Genomic DNA, 21,609 nt, shown 5'->3' with positions numbered 1-21,609 from the left:
CGATTAACCGGTTACTTCGCCCACCCTTTTTGTTTCAGATAACCCGCGGCTACGCTTTTGGCATCCAGCCCTTCCACCGCAATTTTTGCATTCAGCGTTTGCAGGGTTTTCTCATCAAGGCTGGCAAAGACCGGCTTAAGCCACTCGTCGAGTTGCGGGTAGGCTTTCAGCACTGCTTCACGCACCACAGGCGCTGGCGCATAAATCGGCTGTACGCCTTTCGGGTCACTCAGGGTTTGCAGGCCTAGCGCGGCCACCGGGCCGTCAGTGCCGTAGGCCATCGCCGCGTTCACGCCGGAGGTTTGCTGGGCGGCGGCTTTAATCGTCACTGCGGTATCGCCTCCCGCCAGTGACAGCAACTGATCCTGATTGAGTTTAAAATCGTAGGCTTTTTCAAATGCCGGAAGCGCGTCGGCTCGTTCGATAAATTCAGCGGAGGCGGCAAGTTTGAACGTCCCACCCGCTTTGAGATAGCGGCTGAGATCGGCAAGCGAGGTCAGTTTATCTTTTTCCGCCACATCTTTGCGTACGGCAATAGTCCAGGTGTTATTGGCAGGAGCTGGGGTCAGCCAGACGAGGTGATTTTTCTCGGCATCCAGCTTTTTGACTTTGTCGTACCCATCTTTGGCATTTTTCCACGCAGGATCGTTTTCTTCCTTAAAGAAGAATGCGCCGTTGCCGGTGTATTCCGGGTAGATATCCAGCTCACCGGTGGTTATCGCCCCGCGCACGACCGGGGTGGTACCCAGTTGTACTTTGTTGACGGTTTTCACCCCGTGGCTTTCCAGCACCTGCAGAATAATATTACCCAGCAGCGCGCCTTCGGTATCTATTTTCGAGCCCACTTTTACCGGCTCAGCCGCCTGCAACGGCAGGCTAACCGCCGCCAGCAGCACCAGCGTCCCAGTCCATCCCCGTAAAATCGTCATACGCTTTCCTCTTTTTTTGCTCACTTAACGCAGCGCTTAAGCAAAAAGCGTAGACGATTTTTCGCCAATTAGCTGTTTTCTGGCATTTTTAATGGGATGGTGAGCAGGCTTGCGGCGAAGTAAAGCAGCGCAATCACCCATAATGTGCCCTCCACTCCCAACGGATTCACGCACAAGGTAACGATAAGCGGCCCAACAAAGTTGCTCAGACCGGAACCGAGATTCAGACACGAGATTGCCGCCCCTTTATTTTCCGGCAGTAGCGACGGAATGAGCGCACTCAGCGGGCCAAATGCGCCCAGACCAATGGCATAAACCGCCAGCGCGATAACCAGCGCTGTGCTGCTGTGACCAAACAGCACTGGCGCATAGCACACCGCCAGCGCCGACAATCCGCATAGGGTTCCGGCAAACCACACCACCGTATTGCGCCAGCCGATGGTGTCGCCCAGCCAGCCAAAGAAATAGTTGGCGAAAATATTCACCACATTCACCAGGCCCCAGATGGTCAGCCACTCTTCAATGCTAAAACCAAAGCGCGGCAGATAGACCGGCATCAGAATCACCAGTGAGAATTTGCCGATGTCGTTGATGGTTTTCACCATGACCGCAAGACGCATTTTGGGTTCGCGTACCAGTACGATGATCCCTTCTGCCAGCGCGTGTCCCACCGCCAGATCCCGCTGCCACTGCGGTTTATCACGGTTAAGAATCAGTGCGCAGCCGCAGCCCGCCAGCACAAAGATAAAGCCGGAGAGCAAGGTGGTGGTTTCACCCAGCCGTGGGATCATAAAGCCGGAGAACCATGGGCCAACGATGGTCATGCCGACACCGAAAGCAATCCAGAACCAGGAAACCGCCCGGCCCAGAATACGCGTTTCGCAGCGTTGGTTAATCCACACCAAAAACGAGTAGGCAAACAGCGGATAAGCCATTCCGCGAATAGCGTAGGTCACCATCATCAGCGGATAATTGCCGTCGGGCAGCGCGACAAAAATAAACGGGATGGAGCCGACAAAATAGAGCACGGTCGCCAGCCACATCAAACGGCGTACACCCAGTACGCCTGCGCCAATCCCGGAAAACCACGAGATAGCCGCGACGCACAGGCCAAATACCGATGACAGCAGGCTGATGTCCACCGCGTCCAACCCGCGTTGTTGCAGCAGCGATGCCAGCCAGCTTTGTTCGATGGTTGCGCCGGTAATAAACAGGAAGACGCCAACAAAGCCCCAGGCCAGCTCGCGTGGCAGGCCCAGGCGCGCCCAGATACCCTGTTGAATATATAAAGTCTGATCGGTCATGTTTCTTATCCAAAAAATCCCGGCGGCGCTTCGCTTGGCCGGGCTACAAATGTGCACGAGTGTAGCCCGGCCAAGCGAAGCGCCGCCGGGGCCGATTTCTATGCGTTAGGTAATGGCTGCGCTGCGTGTTGCTTCGCTTTCAGCAGGCTACGGTTAACGTGGCCAACGGTGTTATCCCCCCAGCAATGGTCGTACGGCATCCCGGTCAGGCTCTCAATAACCTCTTTGGTTTCTGCCGTCGCGGTCGCTTTACTGCCGCCTTGTTTCAGGCGCGCCACTTCGTTGTTCAAAATCGCATGGGTGCGGCTGTTAACTTTGAACTGGAAGGCAGACCAGATACCCCACAGGGTCAGAAGAACCGGCAGGATAATCATGATCGCCAGGATCATATTGATTGCCGATTCCGGCTGGCTGCTCTGGCCGGTCATAAAGCCGGACATTTGCAGCGCCACGCCGACCAGGAAGATGGAGAGCGCCTGAGAAGCTTTACGCAGCAAACTCATAAAGCCCGCAAAGATCCCTTCACGACGGCTACAGGTCAGAATCTCATCCACGTCAGCCACGAAGGTGTAGTTGTTCCACGGGATTGAGTAGATACCGCCACGCGCCAGACCGGCAACACCGGCTGCCAGATACAGCATCGCCATGCTGGTGGAGCCGTAGATATAGGTCAGCGCAAACAGGGCGAAGGCCACCAGCGCCATCAGCGCCTGGGTGGCAAATGCGCGCGATGGGGAGTAACGCAGAGTCAGCCACGTTGCCACGCCGACGCCGAAGAATTGCAGGCCGTTAATCACGCTCAGCAGGTTACTGGCGACAACCGATGAAGTGGCCAGCGCAAACACCACGAAATAGGTGAAGACCGAGTTAAAAATATCCTGCCCCACCGAACCCCCAAGATACATACCGAGGTGTGAGCGGAACGTTTTGATTTTCAGCGTGGAAACAAAGTCGTAATAGATATCGAAGATGCGCTTCATCAGCGGCTGCTTCTCTTCAAACTCAATCGTGCGCTCGCTTTGTTCGATCTCTTCAAGCGAACGTTCCCACGTGCCGAAGTAAACAAACAGCAACACCACCATAAAGGCCACGGTGAAAATGGCCCCGGCGTAGAAGAAGGAGACCGCGGAATCTGAACCGAAGTAAGCCAGCAGGCGGCCCGGCAGGAACGCGGCGGTGAAACCGGCAAACTGGGCAATATACATACGTGCGCTGGTCAGCTTAGAGCGTTTGGTGAAGTCAGAAGTCATCTCAGCCGACAGGGTGTCGTAGGGGATCAAAATCATCGAGTAGACGATTTCAAACAGGATATAGACCAGCAGGTACATCCAGTAGTTGAAGCCCTGAACCCACAGCAGGCTATAGACCGCCACCAGCGGAATACTTAATAGCAGGAAGAAGCGGCGGCGACCAAAACGACGTCCGAGGCGCGTTTTGTGGAAGTTATCGGAAATGTAGCCCATTAATGGACACATAATCACATCAACAATTCGCGCCACGGCAAACAACGACCCGGCTTCAATCGGCGTTAGGCCGCAGAAGGTGGTCAGGAAGAACAGCAGCCAGGCGCTCACCAGCGTAAACGCGCCCGATCCAATCACATCAGCCAGGCCGTAGCAGACGTAGTTATGGAGTTTTATTTCCCGCTCTTTTTTTATCATTTTCCATCCCCTTGAACAGTACAGGACGGCACGGTCTTACGCCGCGCCGCCATCAAATAGACTCAGGCGTCGGCGTTTTCCTGCACGATGGCGTTGGCACACCATCCTTGCGGCAGCGGCTGCGGGCGACGAATACGTAAATCGTTAAGCATCAGCCCCTGCACACCGTTGGCGTACAGCGCCGGTAAACCGCCCGGATAGGCATCCACGCCCCAGGCGCGACCGGTATCCGGGTTAACGCGATAGGCGTTATCCAGCCCCATGCCGGTTGGGCTAGCCGGGTTGCACGGCGGGCGAATGTCGTAACAGCCCTGCTCGTCCGACAGCCCTGTCAGCTGCTGTAATGAAAGCGCATTGAACGTGACGTGACGGATGTCGCCCGGCGTTTCGCTGTGCAGGTTAATAGCCCCTTCGCTCACCCCGGAAAGCTGGCTGAAAGTAATGTCCTCTACGCGGCCCGGCTGGATTTGTGGGTCGCGATGGCGCACCGAGATAAATACCGGATCGGCTTTGCCCCAGTGGCACGGATGACCGTGGCGGCAATCGAAAAGAATGTTGCTGAAGATCATCTGGCTGAACTGACCGCCGTCGCGAGACACCAGGCCGATGCCGCGGTTTGACTCGAAAATCGAGCAGTTGTGTACCGCGATATGGCTGATGTCTGCGAAGGTTTCGGTGCCAATTTTGATAGCGCAGCTTTTCGAGCGGATAAGACAGTTGCTGACCACTACGTGGCGCGTGGCCTGCTGTAATGCAGCCGGTTTGCGGGTCGTTTTAATGCAGATACCGTCGTCGGCGGCGCTGAAATAGCTGTCGCTGATATGGACATGCTGGCAGCTGTCGATATCCAGCGCGTCGGTGTTCGACAGCGCCAGGTCATTATCAATGGTCAGGTTCTGGATAAAAACCCGATTGCAGCTCACCAGGTGCGCCGTCCACATCGGCGAATCGCTGATGGTGATATCGCGAATACGTACCTGCTGACAGCCTTCCAGCACCAGTATCCGCGGGCGCTGGGTTTTCGGCTGGCGGTAGCCCTGCGCATCGGCACTGGCGGAAAACCAGGCGTTAGCGCCGCCTGCCAGACAGCCTTCACCGCTCAGGGTGATGTGGTGGGCATTGCGCGCATAAATCAGCGCCATGCGCGAAAGTTCGGCGACGGTTTGCGTCAGCTCCGCCGGATAATCTTCGGCATCAGGGCTTGCCAGAAGGCGCGCACCCGCTTCCAGATGCAGGGTAAAGTTCGACGGCAGCACCAGCGTTCCGGTCATCCAGTCGCCGGGAGAGACCACCAGCGTGCCGCCGCCCGCGCGGTCGATTTCATCAATTAACTGTTGAAGCTGCGCGGTCAGCGCCATTTTGCCGCTGCGGTCAAGAGAGGTGTTGTGCAATGAAATTTTCATGTCGCTACCTGCTGAGATTGAGATAGCTGCATTTAACGCGGATTCACCGATTCTCTCGTGGAGCAGATACGGGCTTTTTTACGTATTAGTGAAAGGCATCACGCCTGTTGTTGTCGGGTGAGGTGGGTTTTGAGCAAACGCACAAAATGGCGATTGGGGTGGGGTACGAGGTGTGATCTTTATCACGTAGGGGGCCGAATGGCGGGTAGAAAATAGGCCATTTGGCGCAGATTAGAGGGGGGAGAAAGATAAATCGCGATGGGGATCACAAAGTGGTGCGGGAAGTGGGGTTGGGGGGATTGCCCCCTCACCCTAGCCCTCTCCCCGGGGGGAGAGGGAACCGTTACGAGTCGTCTGAATGCTAGCACTCTGATCCGAGGTGTGCACACCCCCTCTCCCTGATAGGGAGAGGGGACCGTTACGAGTCGTCTGAATGCTAGTACTCTGATCCGAGGTGTGCACACTCCTTCTCCCTGATAGGGAGAAGGGACCGTTACGAGTCGTCTGAATGCTAGCACTCTGATCCGAGGAGAGCACACTCCTTCTCCCTGATAGGGAGAGGGAACTGTTACGAGTCGTCTGAATGCTAGCACTCTGATCCGAGGTGTGCACACTCCCTCTCCCTTATAGGGAGAGGGCCGGGGTGAGGGTAAACCTTACTGCAGCTCGAACTCACCCTGTTTCACGCGCGCAGAATCCACGCCGATAAAGACATTAAACTTGCCAGGCTCCGCTGCATACTTCATCTGCTGATTCCAGAATTTCAGTTGTTCAACGTCAATTGGGAAGCTAACGGTCTGCGTTGCACCCGGCTTCAACGTCACTTTCTCAAACCCTTTCAGTTGTTTCACCGGACGACTCATCGAGGCAGTCACATCCTGCAGATACATCTGAATCACCGTGGCCCCTTCACGTTTACCGGTATTCGTCACCTGGACGCTCGCCGTCACGCTGCCGTTGGCCTTCATCGTTGGTGCCGAAAGTTTCACATCAGACACGGTGAACGTGGTGTAGCTCAGGCCATAACCAAACGGATACAGCGGGCCGTTGGCCTCGTCAAAGTAGCGCGAGGTGTATTTGTTCGGCTTATCGGCATTATACGGACGACCAGTGTTCAGGTGGCTGTAGTACTGTGGGATTTGCCCAACGGAGCGCGGGAAGGACATCGGCAGTTTGCCCGACGGGTTGTAGTCGCCAAACAGCACGTCGGCGATGGCGTTACCGCCCTCAGTACCGGCAAACCAAGTTTCCAGAATAGCATCAGCCTGCTGATCTTCTTTCACCAGCGTCAGCGGGCGACCGTTCATCAGCACCAGCACCAGCGGTTTGCCGGTGGCTTTCAGCGCGGCAATTAGGTCCTGCTGACTTTTTGGAATCGAGAGCTCGGTACGGCTGGAGGCTTCGTGCGCCATCCCCTGTGCTTCACCGACCACCGCGACCACCACGTCAGACTGCTTCGCGGCAGCAACCGCTTCATCAATCATCGTCTGCGGCGCACGCGGGTCAACTTTCACCGCTTCTTCATACTGGTTGAGGAAATCGACAATCCCTTTGTCATCAGTGGCGTTTGCACCTTTGGCGTACAGCACTTTGCCCTCGCCCGCCATCACGTTTTTGATACCGCTCAGCACCGTCACCGACTGCCCGGCGACACCTGCGGCAGACCAACTGCCCATCACGTCACGTTGGCTATCCGCCAGCGGGCCGACGACGGCCACGGTGGCATTTTTCTTCAGCGGCAGCGTTTCCTGACGGTTTTTCAACAGCACCAGACTCTGACGCGCGACTTCACGCGCTTCCGGACGGTGCAGACGGCTTTCAGCATTGGTGTCCTGCGGGTCTGAATCTTTCGGCCCCAAATGGCTATACGGGTCGTTAAATAAGCCCATATCGTACTTCACGTTCAGCACGTGGCGCGTCGCATCGTCCAGTTCCGCCATCGTCACCTTGCCAGATTTCACAAGCCCTGGCAGATACTTGCTGTAGTACTCGTCGCTCATACTCATATCAATGCCGGATTTGAGCGCCACGCGTACCGCATCTTCCGGATCAGCGGCTGTGCCGTGCTTAATCAGCTCTTTAATCGCCCCGTGATCGGAAACGGTGATGCCTTTAAAGCCCCACTGATTACGCAGTACATCTTTGAGCAGCCATGCGTCCGAGGTCGCAGGCGTGCCGTTGAGTGAATTCAGGCCAATCATTACCGCCCCGCTCCCGGCATCCAGTCCGGCTTTGTACGGTGGCATATAGTCGTTAAACAGGCGCTGGGAGCTCATGTCGACGGTGTTGTACTCTTTACCGCCTTCAACCGCACCGTAAGCAGCGAAGTGCTTGACGCTGGTCATCACTGAATAGCGGTCTGCCGGGCTTTTGCCCTGCATGGCACTCACCATGGTTTCGCCCATGATGGAGGTTAAATAAGTGTCTTCGCCAAACCCTTCGGAAGCACGACCCCAGCGCGGATCACGCGAGACATCGACCATCGGCGCCCAGGTCATGTTCAGACCGTCATCCGCCGCTTCATAGGCTGAGACGCGGCCAACAGTTTTCACGGCATCAAGGTTAAAGGTTGAGGCCAACCCTAAGCTAATCGGGAAGACGGTACGCTGACCGTGAACCACATCGTAGGCAAAGAACAGTGGGATTTTCAGGCGGCTCAGCGACATCACCTGATCCTGCATCGCGCGGATGTCCTTACGGGTAACGGTGTTAAAGATTGCCCCGACCTGGCTATCTTTAATCATCTCGCGGATGGCTTCTTTTGGATTATCCGGGCCGACGCTAATCAGGCGTAATTGGCCGATTTTTTCATCGACGGTCATCTTCTTAAGCAGCTCAGTCACAAACGCATCGCGCGCCTCTGGCGTCAGCGGATGGTTGCCGAACAGATCCTCCGCCAGAGCGGGTTGCAGCGCCAGGCTCACGGCGACGCTAACAGATAATAGCCATTTCATATTCTTATAGTCTCTTTGAGTGCGAGCCGATTTAAGCGGCAAGAGTCGATGAAAAAACGCAGTTTGCCATAAACTTAAAGGACGACGTTATAGAAAGCGAAGGTTTATTGTCTGATTTTCTGAAACATTCACTCACCAAATGATCATACAAAGCGCTATTCTTAAAGGCGACAAATTTGTCCCACCACAAGGAGTGGAGAATGTCTTCTCAAACTACAAACGATAATAACGCGTTGATTAACGAACTCTCCCGCCTGGTTGGTCACGCTCACCTGCTGACCGACCCCGCTAAAACTGCTCGCTATCGCAAAGGCTTTCGTTCCGGTCACGGCGATGCCCTGGCCGTGGTCTTCCCTGGCTCACTGCTGGAACTGTGGCGTGTGCTGAGTGCCTGCGTCGCGGCAGACAAAATCATTCTGATGCAGGCCGCCAACACCGGTCTGACCGAAGGTTCGACCCCAAGCGGCAACGACTATGACCGCGATATCATTATTATCAGCACTCTGCGTCTGGATAAGCTGCACCTGCTGGATAAAGGCGAGCAGGTACTGGCATGGCCGGGTACCACCCTTTATTCGCTGGAAAAAGCGCTGAAACCGTTAGGTCGCGAACCGCATTCGGTGATTGGTTCTTCATGTATTGGCGCGTCGGTTATCGGTGGCATCTGTAATAACTCCGGCGGCTCTCTGGTGCAGCGCGGCCCGGCGTATACCGAAATGTCGCTGTTTGCGCGTATTGATGAGCAAGGCAAACTGACGCTGGTGAACCATCTGGGGATCGATCTGGGTGAAACGCCGGAGCAAATTTTAAGCAAGCTCGACGACGAACGTGTGACCGATGGCGATGTGCGCCACGATGGCCGTCATGCGCACGATTACGACTACGTGAACCGCGTACGTGATGTTAATGCGGATACCCCGGCCCGTTACAACGCTGACCCTGAGCGGTTGTTCGAATCTTCCGGCTGTGCAGGCAAGCTGGCGGTGTTTGCGGTGCGTCTTGATACCTTCCCGGCAGAAAAACGTCAGCAGGTGTTCTATATCGGCACCAACCAGCCGGACGTGCTCACCGAAATTCGCCGCCATATTCTGGCTGAATTCAAAAACCTGCCGGTGGCGGGTGAATACATGCACCGTGATATTTACGATATTGCTGAGCAGTACGGGAAAGACACCTTCTTGATGATCGACAAGCTCGGCACCGACAAAATGCCGTTCTTCTTCACGCTAAAAGGCCGTGCCGATGCGGCGCTGGAGAAAGTGTCGTTATTTAAACCGCACTTCACCGACCGCTTTATGCAGAAACTCGGCCACGCTTTCCCCGCGCATCTGCCGCAGCGGATGAAAACCTGGCGTGATAAATATGAGCATCACCTGCTGCTGAAGATGTCCGGCGAGGGTATTGATGAAGCACAGACCTGGCTTGCCGAGTACTTTAAAACGGCTGAGGGCGACTTCTTCGCCTGTACGCCGGAAGAAGGCAGCAAAGCATTCCTGCACCGTTTCGCCGCGGCTGGCGCGGCCATTCGTTATCAGGCCGTTCATGCCGATGAGGTGGAAGATATTCTGGCGCTGGATATTGCGCTGCGCCGGAACGATACCGAATGGTTTGAGCATTTACCGCCGGAAATCAACGACAAGCTGGTGTATAAGCTCTATTACGGTCACTTTATGTGTCACGTTTTCCACCAGGATTACATCGTTAAAAAAGGCGTGGATCCGCATGATCTGAAAGAGCAAATGTTGGTGCTGCTGCGCGAGCGCGGCGCGCAATATCCGGCGGAGCATAACGTGGGGCATCTGTATGAAGCCGACGAGAATCTGCAACGTCATTATCGTGACAACGATCCGACGAACAGCATGAACCCAGGGATCGGTAAAACCAGTAAGCTGAAATACTGGGGCGAGAAAAACGACGCGTAATGGGATTTCGGTGAACGTCCCGGCGGCGCTGCGCTTGGCCGGGCTACAAGATGCGCCGCTTGCGTGCGGCCAGGTCACCAGGCTCGTAGCCCGGGCGAGGCGTTTACGCCGCCCCCGGGGAAGCTCGGTGCCTTCCCGGCGGCGGTGCGCTTGGCCGGGCTACAACCTGGCGGTTAATCGTCCTGGGTGGTCTGTCCGCTTAGCTGGGCTTTGGCAATATTGCCTTCCACCTCGGCCTCTTTTTGCTTCTTATAACTCAACGCAGCCGCAGGAACGGGCATCACTTTGCCGGTTTCAACCCATGTGCGCAGACGGCTAGCGTCAGCAAAGTGGGTATATTTGCCGAATGCGTCCATCACCACCATGGCGACCGGGCGATTGTTCATCACGGTGCGCATCACCAGACAGTGGCCTGCCGCATTGGTAAAGCCGGTTTTGGTCAACTGGATGCTCCAGTTATCGCGGTATACCAGGTGGTTGGTGTTACGAAATGGCAGCGTATAAGCCGGATGCGCAAAGGTCGCGGTATCTTCTTTGGTGGTGCTCAACTGACCAATCAGCGGATACTGTTTGGTGGCAATCAGCAGTTTGGTCAAATCACGCGCGGTTGAAACGTTGTGAATCGACAACCCCGTCGGCTCAACATAACGCGTGCGGGTCATGCCCAGCGCTTTCGCTTTCGCATTCATCGCGCGGATAAATGCGTTATAGCCACCCGGATAATGGTGGGCAAGGCTTGCCGCCGCACGGTTTTCCGACGACATCAACGCCAGCAACAGCATATTTTTACGGCTGATTTGGCTGTTCAAACGCACACGAGAGTAGATACCTTTCATCTCCGGCGTTTGGCTGATATCAACCGTCAGTATTTCATCCAACGGCAGATGCGCATCCAGCACCACCATCGCCGTCATCACTTTAGTGATAGAGGCCATTGGGCGCACCAGATCCGGCTGGTTAGCATAAATGATTTTATTGGTATTCAGATCGACGATCATTGCGCTACCGGAAGCAATATCCGGGTGCGAGGCCACGGCGGATACGGCCGTTTTGGCGCTCGCCTCAGGCGCAAAAGGCACAGCCAGCACAAGAGCCAGGCTGAGCAGGGAAACGCGAAATTTCTGCATGATGAGTATTCTGGTAGTTATTTATGCACATTATGATAGACAACCGCCTCGTGCCTGGTGGTCACGAAGCGGAATAGCTCATCATAGCGCGCGCAGCGAGAAATCTGCCAGAAAAGAATAGTGAATAAATGCTGCATTGCTGGTGGAGTTAAATTCACACCAACAATGCATTTCAGGCGTCAGAACAAGCGATAGCCGTAACCCCACAGGACAACCGTCAGCGCCAGCAGAACTTCCAGTACCAACACGCCAATCGCCAGCGTCGAACTGGCAAAGCTTAACCCCTCTTCGCGGTTAATATTCAGGAAGGTTGGGATGCCGACATACAACAGATACCCGGTGTAAAACAACGCAACCGTACCGACAAGCGCGCAGAGCCAGACCAACGGATACAGCGCAACAATACCGCTCAAAAAGAGTGGAGTCGCCACATAACCGGCGAACACCATACAGCGTTTGAGCGAAGGCCGATTCGGATAGTGACGCGCCATCCACCAGATAACCCGTCCCATGACTGCCACACCCACCAGCATCAGTGCATAAAACAATACTGCCAGCCCAAGGCCGGTCATCAACGATAGCCTGACCACAGCGCCGTCACCGAAGTTCCAGCCAAGCTGGGTGGTGCCGATAAATGCACAGATCACCGGGATGGCAGCCATCACCAGGACATGGTGGACAAAGTGGTGAGAAACAGTTTCGTTCTCACTGCGAATAACATGCATCTCTATATCAGGGTGGGAGAAGAGTCCCCATACATGGTTCATAACGCCTCCTCATCACGGCTTCGTACCACGTAACCCTAAGTATAATTCACACTTATAGATTATTTTATGTACAATCCAAAAATAAGACGCGCCTGCACCTTTCTCATCAGGGTGTATGATTAAAGGATTGAGGTTGTAAGGAGTGAGTGTTTACATGGATATCAATAACCTGATTTCCCATTACGGCTATGCCGCACTGATTATCGGCAGCATGGCAGAAGGTGAAACCATCACGCTGCTCGGCGGTGTGGTAGCCCATCAAGGCCTATTAAAATTTCCACTGGTGGTGATTTCGGTAGCGCTAGGCGGCATGATTGGCGATCAGGTGCTTTACCTGCTAGGACGACGGTTCGGCGGGCGGTTACTCAAGCGCTTCTCACGCCATCAGGCGCGTATTCGCAAAGCGCAGCGGTTGATTAAACGCCACCCTTACCTGTTTGTTATTGGTACGCGATTTATGTACGGTTTCCGCGTTATTGGGCCGCTGCTTATTGGTGCCAGCGGCCTGCCGCCTAAAATTTTTCTACCGCTCAATATTGTCGGCGCGATTATCTGGGCGCTACTGTTTACCACTCTGGGCTATTTAGGCGGTGAGGCTATTGGGCCGTGGTTGCATCATCTTGATGCTCATCTGAAACATATTATCTGGCTGGTGCTGGTGATTGTGCTGGTGATTGCGCTGCGCTGGTGGTTGAAGCGTCGAGAAGCGAAACAGCCGCAAGAGTAAACGCGGGCCTCGTCCGGGCTACACGATAAGGTAGCCCGGCCAAGCGAAGCGCCGCCGGGACTGCCCCTTAGAAGGAATACTGTACACCCACACGGAAACGCGTCTGGCGATCGTCATCGGTGCTGTTCACCGAGACATTACCTATCTGCGCATACGGCTTCCAGTTTTTATCAATGCTATAAGCCACTTTTAAATCCAGCTCGTAGTCATCTTTACCGCTGTCGTAGCGATTATAATCCTCGCTCTTCTTATACAGATAATTTCCTTCAAACGTCCATGGCCCGGTTTTATATCCCAGCCATACATCCCCACGATTAATATGTTCATCATCTTTACCGATTGCGGTATCACGTACATATTCATAGCGGTAACGTGCCGCGATATAGACACCGCTCGCAAAACTGTATTGCCCGCGAATATAAGGTTTATAAATGGCTTTTGATGATGATGTTTCCAAGGCAAAACCGGGTTGTAGCGTAATTCCCGGCGCGGCAGAAAATTGATAGCTCAGAACATATTCACTGCCGTTATCGACAATATCATTAAATGCTTTATCTGAATGCTCACCACCCGATTTGCTTTTCGCTTCTACCGAAAAACCAAAGCCATTGGCAAAGCGATGTGAGATTAGCACCCTGTCCTTCTGTGCCTTCGAATCATCCGTATATTCATGACGCAGGTCAATCGTTACCGCATTCGCAGATGCACTGACCAGTGCCAGCATCCCAAAGGTTATTAATTTTTTCACGCAATCGTCCTCTGCTTTTTTGTTAATAAAAAATCAGTGAGGAACTGGCTGTAATATATAAAGAATAAATAGAACAAATAATAGATTGCACTTTGCTATATAAGTATATTATTTGGAGCGAGGGCGATATTAGTGCGCAAAGACCGAGGTGTCATCACTTTAAATATCAATACGTGATCGCAGACATGTTTTAATACAATTGAATCATTTATTTTTAATAAAAATAAAACTTAAATATCGAGGAAGTATATTAGCAGGTGATATTATTTTTGATGAATATTGGTTTTTCATATTCCCCCTGCATCCATAATGCAGAGGGAATAGATTAGCAGTGAACGTTATTTTTCACTCACGTGATAGCCGCCGCCCAGCGCGGAAGTCAGCTGAATACTGGCGTCAAGCCACTGACCATGTAAACGCAGCGCATCAATACGCTCGTTCAACGCCGGAAGCTTCGCGAGGCTAACTTTAGAACCTGGAATAATGCCCACGTTCATCCGCTGCTGCGCCATGTTCACGACTCGCTGCGCATTTTGTTCAACCTTTGCTTGCTGCTGGTTTTTTGCCATTAAGGTTTCGACCTGGCTTGCGGTTTTTGCTACCTGATTTACCGCGTCAACCACCGCTTTGTTGTAATTGGCGATGGAGAGATTATTCTGCGCGCTGGCAATATCCAGATTGGCGTTCAGACGACCGCTATCAAAGATAGGCAGCGTTAATCCGGCTGTCACGCCCATCTGCTGGGCAGAATTGCGGAACAAATCGCTTAAATGTAACGCGTCCTGTTGCAGGAAGGCCATCAGGTTAATATCCGGATAGAATGCGGCTTTGGCGGCATCCACTTCGCTGAGCGACGCTTCGATATACCAATGCGCTTCTTGCAAATCCGGGCGACGCGCCAGCAGTTCATAGCCTAACGTGGCGGGCATTTTGCTCGCCACCGCAGGTAAATTGGTTTTGCGTAGATTGAGCGACTGACTCTGACTGTTGGTCAGTGCCATCAGGCGGGCTTCAATCTCTTTCATGCTGCCTTCAACATCCGTCAGCTGTTGATCGGTTTTACTGACGTTAATGTCGTTTTCAGCCCCCTCGACGGAGTCGGTGATGCCATGCTGGAATAACGCCGTGTCGACGTTAACGATATTATTTTGTTCGGTTTTAATCTGTTGTAAAACATCGCGGATATCCGCTTCAGTCTGCCACTGCCAGTAAAGACGCGCCACGCTGCTCGCCAGCAATTCGCTAGTTTGTGCCCGCTCAGCCATTTTCGCCTTCACTTCGCCGATGCGCGCTTCAACCTGAGCGCGATTTTTCCCCCACAGGTCAAGATCCCACCCAGCGGTTAAGCCAAAGGTTCCGTTGGTGTACCACGGTCCGGTGTTCCCCCCCTCATCGGTGGCAAACGGTCCCATCAGACCTTCAGCCGACATTTTCTGCCGCTCCAGGTTGGCCCCCAAATCGACTTCCGGGCCCAGCGATGACTTCGACATCCGCGCCTGCGCTTCCGCAAGCTTAATGCGCTGGTCGGCAATTTGCATATCCGGCGAATTCGCCAGTGCACGTGTCACTAAGCTATTGAGCTGCGTATCGTGGTAATCCTGCCACCATTGGCTCTGTGGCCAGCCGTTTTTTACCGCCGCAGGGAGTTCTGTGGAAATCGTAGAAGCCGCAACCTGCTGTTTCACAGGAGAGCCAATGTCATGCGAGGGCGCGCAGCCAGCCAGCGCGATGAGCAGGGGTAAACCACACAATGCGCTTTTTTTCAGAGTTAGATTCATTTGAGAGGTCAGGTTACAAAATAAGAAGGGTTATAATAATTTAAATGGATTCAATCCTTTTAGTAAAGCGTGTGGGAACATAATCCGACATACTTCCTCACAGCTAATAACACTTAAAATTCATGGAGTGAACATGAGTCAGAACATTTATGACGATCCTAATTTCTTCGCCGGTTACGCCACGCTCGACCGTTCGGTCAAAGGGCTGGACGGCGCGCCGGAGTGGCACAGCATTGTGCAAATGATGCCAGCACTGGCAGGCCAGCGAGTGGTTGATCTTGGCTGCGGCTACGGCTGGTTTTGCCGCTGGGCGCGCGACCAGGGTGCAGCACAGGTCATTGGGCTGGATCTTTCCAGTCGAATGCTGGAACGGGCGCGCGAAATGACCGATGGAGAGGGAGTTGAATATCGCTGTGAAGATTTGCAGACCCTGGCACTCACGCCCGATAGCTGCGAGCTGGTCTACAGCTCGCTGGCGCTGCACTATTTACCCGATATCGCCCCGCTACTCGCGAATGTTTTTAACGCTTTAACACCAGGCGGCACGCTGCTATTTTCTGCCGAACATCCGATCTACACCGCGCCGCTTAAGCAGGGTTGGCAAGAAGATGAGAACGGGCAGAAAAGCTGGCCGGTCAGCCATTATCAGCAAGAAGGCGATCGTATCAGCAATTGGTTTGCCGATGGTGTGAAGAAACAGCACCGTACGCTTGCCAGCTGGATTAATGCGCTGATTGCCACCGGTTTTGTGATTGAAAATTTGAATGAATGGGGCCCCACGGCAGAGCAGATTGCCGCCAATCCGGCATTAGATGAAGAGAAAGAACGTCCGATGATTTTTATTCTGCGGGCGCACAAACCGGCGTGAGGGGGGATTGCCGGATGGCGGCTGCGCCTTATCCGGCAATTCACCGAGGTTTACTCTTTTAGGCTCGCACCACGGGTGGCAATCACCTCTTTATACCAGCCAAAGCTTTTCTTCTTACTCCGTGCCAGCGTGCCGCTTCCGTCGTCATTGCGGTCAACGTAGATAAAGCCATAGCGTTTAGACAACTCCGCTTTTGACGCGCTGACCAGATCGATAGGCCCCCAACTGGTAAAGCCCATCAGCTCAACGCCGTCCGCAATAGCTTCACGCGCCTGCACCAGGTGATCGTTCAGATAGCTGATTCGGTAGTCATCGTTGATGCTGCCATCGGCTTCCACTTTGTCCTTGGCGCCTAGGCCGTTTTCCACGATAAACAGCGGTTTTTGATAGCGATCCCACAGAACGTTCAGCAGCGTGCGCAACCCTAGCGGGTCAATCTGCCAACCCCATTCCGAACTGGCCAGATGCGGGTTCGGCACCATGTTGAGGATGTTACCACGCGCCTTCTGATTCAGCGCTTCATCGGCGGTGACACAGCCGGTCATGTAGTAGCTAAACGAGATAAAATCGACGGTGGATTTCAGCGCTTCACGGTCGGCGTCGGTTATCTCCAGCGTAAAGCCACTCTCACGGAAATAGCGCAAAATATAGCCCGGATACGCACCGCGACACTGCACGTCACCAAAGAACTGCCAGCTACGATTTTCCTGGAGCGTTTTGAACACATCTTCCGGCTTGCAGCTTAGCGGATACATCAGGCCGCCCAGCAGCATATTACCGATTTTGCCTTCAGCAACAATGTCATGGCAGGCTTTTACCGCCAGCGCGCTAGCCACCAGTTGATGATGAATAGCCTGATAAACTTGCGCTTTGCTGCTGTCAGCCGGTAAACCAACACCGGTCATTGGCGCATGCAGCGACATGTTGATTTCGTTAAACGTCAGCCACAGTTTCACTTTGCTTTGGTAACGCTCAAACACCGTACGCGCGTAGCGTTCAAAGAAGCCAATTACCTTGCGATTGCCCCAGCCGCCGTAATTTTTCACCAGCGCCCACGGCATCTCGTAGTGCGACAACGTCACCAGCGGGGTAATGTTGTATTTTGCCATCTCATCGAACAGCTTGTCATAGTAGGCCAGACCCGCTTCATTTGGCGTAGCGTCATCACCGTTGGGGAAGATTCGCGTCCAGGCAATTGAAACGCGCAGGCAGTTAAAGCCCATTTCGGCAAACAGCGAGATATCTTCCGGGTAGCGGTGGTAGAAATCGATAGCAATATCTTTAATACCGGAATCACCCGGTACGCGCTCAACCACATCGCCAAAGACACCCTGTGGCTGGACGTCGGAGGTTGATAGCCCTTTGCCATCTTCCAGATAAGCGCCTTCAATCTGATTGGCTGCGGTCGCGCCGCCCCAAAGAAACGTTTGCGGGAATGTTTTCATCTCTCTCTCCTGTGATTAACGCTGCACGGACAACAGCGGCTGACCGGCGATTACCGCACTGACGGCGGCGATATCCAGCCTTGGGTAGTCATCGCTGTTGCTGATAATAATTGGCGTCGCCAGATCATAACCGGCGTCGATAATGGCCTGGCGATCGAAGGTCAACAGGAGATCGCCCGCCTTCACTTTATCGCCCTCTTTCACATGGGCGGTGAACGGCGCGCCCTCAAGCTTGACGGTATCAATACCAACGTGGATCAGCAGCTCAATGCCGCTGTCGCTTAATAACCCGATGGCATGTTTCGTCTGGAAAATGGAGGCCACTTCACCATTAAACGGCGCGATGACCTTGCCCTCGGCGGGAATAATGGCCACGCCTTTGCCCAACAGACCGCTGGCAAAGGTGGTATCTGGCACCTGGTCAAGCGCCAGAACGGTACCGGTCATCGGCGCAAGCACGTCATTTCCCGACGCTTTCGCGATCACCGCCTGCGGTGTATTTTGACGTGGAACGCCGAAAAGAAAGGTCAGCGCACAGGCCAAAGTAAAGGCTACCGCGATGCCGATAAGCCCGCCCCAGACGCTGGCGTCAATGCCGCTTGCCGGGATCATCTGCGCCGGGAAGAAGATATTCGGTAGGCCAAATGAGAAGGCGTAGCTGTTACTGAAGGCGGTAATCGCACCACCGATTGCTCCGGCTACGCAGCCAAAAATAAACGGACGGCGCAGTGGCAACGTCAAGCCGTAAATAGCCGGTTCGGTGATACCAAAAAGCCCGGCAGAAAACGCTGAGCCCGCCAGCACTTTTTGACGTGCATCGCGGGTGGCGAGAAAAATCCCCAGCACCGCCCCTACTTGCGCTAGCACCGCGGGCAGGATAATCGGCAGCATTGAGTCATGACCCAGTACGGTCATGTTGTTGATCATCAGCGGTACCAGCCCCCAGTGCAGGCCGAAAATGACGCAGACCTGCCACAGTCCCCCGAGCGCCGCACCCGCAAGCCATGGCGCAACCACATAAACCACCTGATAACCATTGGCCAGCAGATGGCTAAGCCAGGTGGCAACCGGCCCGATAATGAGGAAGGTCAGTGGTACCACAACGGCCAGGCAAATTGCCGGGGTGAAGAAATTCTTCATCGCCGACGGCAGCAACGCATTACTGCGGCGCTCAATCCAGCAGCTAACCCAGGCGGCGAGAATAATCGGGATCACCGACGAACTGTAGTTGATAAAGGTGACCGGAATACCAAGGAAATATTCCGTCGCAGCCCCCGGAGCCTGCGCAGCGTCAAAGGCCTGAATCATTAACGGATGCGTCAGTGCCCCGCCAATGACCATGGTGATAAACGGGTTACCGCCAAATTTTTTCCCTGCAGTGTAACCAAGGAACAGCGGGAAGAAGAAGAACAGCGCATCGCTGGCGGCAAACCATATTTTATAGGTTGCCTGCTCGGTATTGAGCCAGCCGCAAACCACCGCCAGCGCCAGCAGCCCTTTCAACAGGCCAGTCGCCGCCATCACGCCGATAAACGGCGCGAAAATACCGGAGACAATATCGATAAGCTGGCCCAGCACCGACGTTTTCTCCCCCTTCAATACCACCGGTTCACTCTCATCGGTAATGCCCGCTTCGTAGCGCACCGCCTGCCACACCTCGTGGACGTGATTACCGATAACCACCTGGAACTGGCCGCCGCTCTCCACCACCATTATCACGCCGGGATTCGCTTTAAGCGCACTGGCATCCGCTTTGCCGTTATCTTTAAGCTTAAAACGCAGCCGTGTAGCGCAGTGAACCAGACTCACAATATTCTCTTTGCCACCAACGTGGCTGAGAATATCCTGCGCGAGTGCTTTATATTCCATACCGTGATCCTTGAGCATATATATAAAAACAAAAAAACCCGAGAACGACGCCAAATGACGTCGCGCTCAGGTTTTGCCTGCGTAATGCAGTAACAATCCAATTGTGGAGGGGCTAACGCCCCTCTTTTCTCACCCTTTCAATATGAATGGCAAGAAACATAATCTCTTCCGTCGTCAGCGACCGCTGGTAGCTGTTTTGCAAATGAAGGGCTACGGTCTCCGCGCATTTCCATGCTTTCGCGTAGTTGTCCTTCACCGCGCTATGCAGTTCAGCGTCATCGTCTTCCACCACCGTGCGCGTTAGCATCCGCTGAGCGAAAAACTTCAGGTGGGTCACAAAACGCTGGTAGCTCAACGACTCTTCGTTGTACTCCAGATGTAGCTGATACTTCACCAGTTGCAGAATTTCTTGCATCACCCGGGTGACGTGCATCACCTCCGGCATTTCGCTGTTGAGCTGCGCGGTCACCAGATGCAGTGCGATAAACCCGGCTTCATCTTCCGCCAATTCTACGCCAAGCCGTTTGGCAATCAGCGCCCGCGCTTCCTGCCCTAGCGTAAACTCTTTCGGATAGAGCCGTTTAATCTCCCACAGCAGCACGTTACGCAGCGCAACCCCATTTTTCTGCCGCTCAATGGCGAAATGGCAGTGGTCGGTGAGCGTAATGTAGACGCTCTCTTGTAGCTTTCCGAGCCGCTCGCGCGCACGTTCAATAATCCGATCACAGGTGGTCATCACCTCAAGCGGGATCTGACTGAGTAATTCACCTAAACGCCCGACTAATTCGTCGCTCTGTAGGGCGAAAATTTTCTCTATTTTTGCCTCATCCAATGAGTCACCGACGCGTTTCTGAAAGGCGAGCCCTCGCCCCATCACAACCTGCTCACGCCGGTGTTCATCCAGAACAACCACCACATTATTATTAAGTACTTTGGCGATGTGCATTTATGGACCCCAGAAACAAAAAAACCTGACTCCTGACAAACGTCAGATAATCAGGTTTTGCCTGCCGAAGCAGTAACAATCGTCACGAGTATTTCATCTTCAGCGGCGATAGCTCAATGGAACAAGCGAAAATTTGTGATGTGGATCGGATAGTTTATCCACGCCATTCGTTAATGACCCGAGAAATAAGCTTCGATTCCTGCAACGCGCGTACGGCGGTAAACAGCGTGGTGGCCTCGTCATACTCTTTACGCAAATAACCCAGCCACTGCTTAATACGCGCGACGTGATACAGCCCGGTATCGCCCTGTTTTTCCAGGTGAGTGTATTTTTTTAGCAGCTCAACCACCTGCGGCCACGGCAAGCGCGGCTCGTTATATTTGATGACCCGGCTTAAATTCGGCACGTTCAGCGCGCCACGGCCAATCATCACCGCATCACAACCGGTGACCGCCATGCACTCCTGCGCGCTTTGATAGCCCCAGATTTCACCGTTGGCAATCACCGGAATGGTCAACCGCTGGCGAATCTCAGCAATGGCCTGCCAGTTAATGCGCTCCGCTTTATAGCCGTCTTCTTTCGTGCGCCCGTGTACCGCCAGTTCGGTCGCGCCGGCCTGTTGTACCGCATCGGCAATTTCAAACTGCCGCGCGCCGCTGTCCCAGCCCAGACGGATTTTTACCGTTACCGGCAGATGCGCAGGCACCGCTTCGCGCATCGCTTTCGCACCCTGATAAATCAGCTCAGGGTCTTTTAGCAACGTCGCTCCACCGCCGCTGCCGTTAACCGTTTTCGACGGGCAACCGCAATTGAGGTCAACGCCCCACGATCCTAACTCCACCGCGCGGGCAGCATTCTCCGCCAGCCACTGCGGATATTGCCCCAGCAGTTGCACCCGCACCCGGGTGCCGGATGGCGTACGGCTTTCGTTGTGCAGTTCCGGACACAGTTTCTGGAATGATTTTACCGGCAGCAGTTGATCCACCACGCGCAGAAATTCGGTGATGCACAGATCGTAATCATTCACTTCGGTCAGCAGCTCGCGCACTACCGAATCGAGCACGCCTTCCATCGGCGCCAGTAAAACACGCATATCGTTATCCGGAAAAAAAAGAGGCGCTATGGTAACGTCTAAACATGCAGCTTTCCACTGCCAGGAGC

The 21,609-nt window shown here is 54.0% G+C and carries 15 protein-coding genes and 1 pseudogene; 3 read left to right on the top strand and 13 right to left on the bottom strand.

Annotation, left to right across the window (positions count from 1 at the left end; all coding sequences use genetic code 11):
- Positions 1-11 precede the first annotated feature (11 nt).
- The 5 genes from osmF to bglX form a co-directional block, all read right to left on the bottom strand.
- Positions 12-929, bottom strand: a complete 918-nt coding sequence (osmF, locus tag U0026_RS08180; protein WP_062779493.1) for a glycine betaine ABC transporter substrate-binding protein OsmF — start codon at positions 927-929, stop codon at positions 12-14.
- A gap of 68 nt (positions 930-997) precedes the next feature.
- Positions 998-2,233 (bottom strand): MFS transporter, encoded by a 1,236-nt coding sequence (locus U0026_RS08175; protein WP_062779495.1) that lies wholly within the window; start codon positions 2,231-2,233, stop codon positions 998-1,000.
- Between the two features lie 98 nt (positions 2,234-2,331).
- Positions 2,332-3,894, bottom strand: a complete 1,563-nt coding sequence (locus U0026_RS08170) for an MFS transporter (RefSeq protein ID WP_062772280.1) — start codon at positions 3,892-3,894, stop codon at positions 2,332-2,334.
- Between the two features lie 62 nt (positions 3,895-3,956).
- Positions 3,957-5,297 (bottom strand): glycoside hydrolase family 28 protein, encoded by a 1,341-nt coding sequence (locus U0026_RS08165; RefSeq protein WP_062772283.1) that lies wholly within the window; start codon positions 5,295-5,297, stop codon positions 3,957-3,959.
- A gap of 656 nt (positions 5,298-5,953) precedes the next feature.
- Positions 5,954-8,251, bottom strand: coding sequence for a beta-glucosidase BglX (gene bglX / locus U0026_RS08160; RefSeq protein ID WP_073971071.1), 2,298 nt, complete (start codon positions 8,249-8,251; stop codon positions 5,954-5,956).
- A 200-nt stretch (positions 8,252-8,451) separates the two neighbouring features.
- On the opposite strand from bglX, the gene dld reads away from it, so the two are divergent.
- Positions 8,452-10,173, top strand: a complete 1,722-nt coding sequence (gene dld, locus U0026_RS08155) for a D-lactate dehydrogenase (RefSeq protein WP_062772286.1) — start codon at positions 8,452-8,454, stop codon at positions 10,171-10,173.
- Positions 10,174-10,346: 173 nt separating this feature from the next.
- On the opposite strand, the gene pbpG is transcribed toward dld, so the two are convergent.
- The gene (gene pbpG, locus U0026_RS08150) at positions 10,347-11,300 is read right to left on the bottom strand and encodes a D-alanyl-D-alanine endopeptidase (protein WP_062772288.1); all 954 of its coding nucleotides are present in this window, start codon (positions 11,298-11,300) and stop codon (positions 10,347-10,349) included.
- A gap of 179 nt (positions 11,301-11,479) precedes the next feature.
- Positions 11,480-12,067: a Yip1 family protein gene (locus U0026_RS08145; protein WP_062772291.1), complete on the bottom strand. Its 588-nt coding sequence runs from the start codon at positions 12,065-12,067 to the stop codon at positions 11,480-11,482.
- A gap of 154 nt (positions 12,068-12,221) precedes the next feature.
- Here U0026_RS08145 and U0026_RS08140 point away from each other — a divergent pair, with 154 nt between their 5' ends.
- Entirely contained in the window at positions 12,222-12,794 is a 573-nt protein-coding gene (locus U0026_RS08140) for a DedA family protein (protein WP_062772294.1), read from the top strand.
- A 67-nt stretch (positions 12,795-12,861) separates the two neighbouring features.
- On the opposite strand, the gene U0026_RS08135 is transcribed toward U0026_RS08140, so the two are convergent.
- The gene (locus U0026_RS08135) at positions 12,862-13,518 is read right to left on the bottom strand and encodes an oligogalacturonate-specific porin KdgM family protein (RefSeq protein ID WP_062772798.1); all 657 of its coding nucleotides are present in this window, start codon (positions 13,516-13,518) and stop codon (positions 12,862-12,864) included.
- A 362-nt stretch (positions 13,519-13,880) separates the two neighbouring features.
- Positions 13,881-15,320: a multidrug resistance outer membrane protein MdtQ gene (gene mdtQ / locus U0026_RS08130; protein WP_062772297.1), complete on the bottom strand. Its 1,440-nt coding sequence runs from the start codon at positions 15,318-15,320 to the stop codon at positions 13,881-13,883.
- A 133-nt stretch (positions 15,321-15,453) separates the two neighbouring features.
- On the opposite strand from mdtQ, the gene U0026_RS08125 reads away from it, so the two are divergent.
- On the top strand, positions 15,454-16,188 hold the full coding sequence (locus U0026_RS08125; protein ID WP_062772300.1) for a class I SAM-dependent methyltransferase: 735 nt from the start codon (positions 15,454-15,456) through the stop codon (positions 16,186-16,188).
- A gap of 50 nt (positions 16,189-16,238) precedes the next feature.
- Here U0026_RS08125 and U0026_RS08120 read toward each other — a convergent pair whose 3' ends face one another.
- The 4 genes and pseudogenes from U0026_RS08120 to dusC form a co-directional block, all read right to left on the bottom strand.
- Positions 16,239-17,633: a glycoside hydrolase family 1 protein gene (locus U0026_RS08120; RefSeq protein ID WP_062772303.1), complete on the bottom strand. Its 1,395-nt coding sequence runs from the start codon at positions 17,631-17,633 to the stop codon at positions 16,239-16,241.
- Between the two features lie 15 nt (positions 17,634-17,648).
- A pseudogene (gene bglF, locus U0026_RS08115) lies at positions 17,649-19,588 on the bottom strand (PTS beta-glucoside transporter subunit IIABC).
- 26 nt (positions 19,589-19,614) lie between these two features.
- Positions 19,615-20,448, bottom strand: coding sequence for a transcriptional antiterminator BglG (gene bglG, locus U0026_RS08110; RefSeq protein ID WP_062772309.1), 834 nt, complete (start codon positions 20,446-20,448; stop codon positions 19,615-19,617).
- 154 nt (positions 20,449-20,602) lie between these two features.
- On the bottom strand, positions 20,603-21,541 hold the full coding sequence (gene dusC, locus U0026_RS08105) for a tRNA dihydrouridine(16) synthase DusC (protein ID WP_062772312.1): 939 nt from the start codon (positions 21,539-21,541) through the stop codon (positions 20,603-20,605).
- Positions 21,542-21,609: the final 68 nt, after the last annotated feature.

This window comes from Kluyvera intermedia (genome assembly GCF_034424175.1).
Classification (GTDB): domain Bacteria; phylum Pseudomonadota; class Gammaproteobacteria; order Enterobacterales; family Enterobacteriaceae; genus Kluyvera; species Kluyvera intermedia.
The sequence above is the reverse complement of the archived record's forward strand: the minus strand, read 5'-3'. Positions and strand labels throughout refer to the sequence as shown.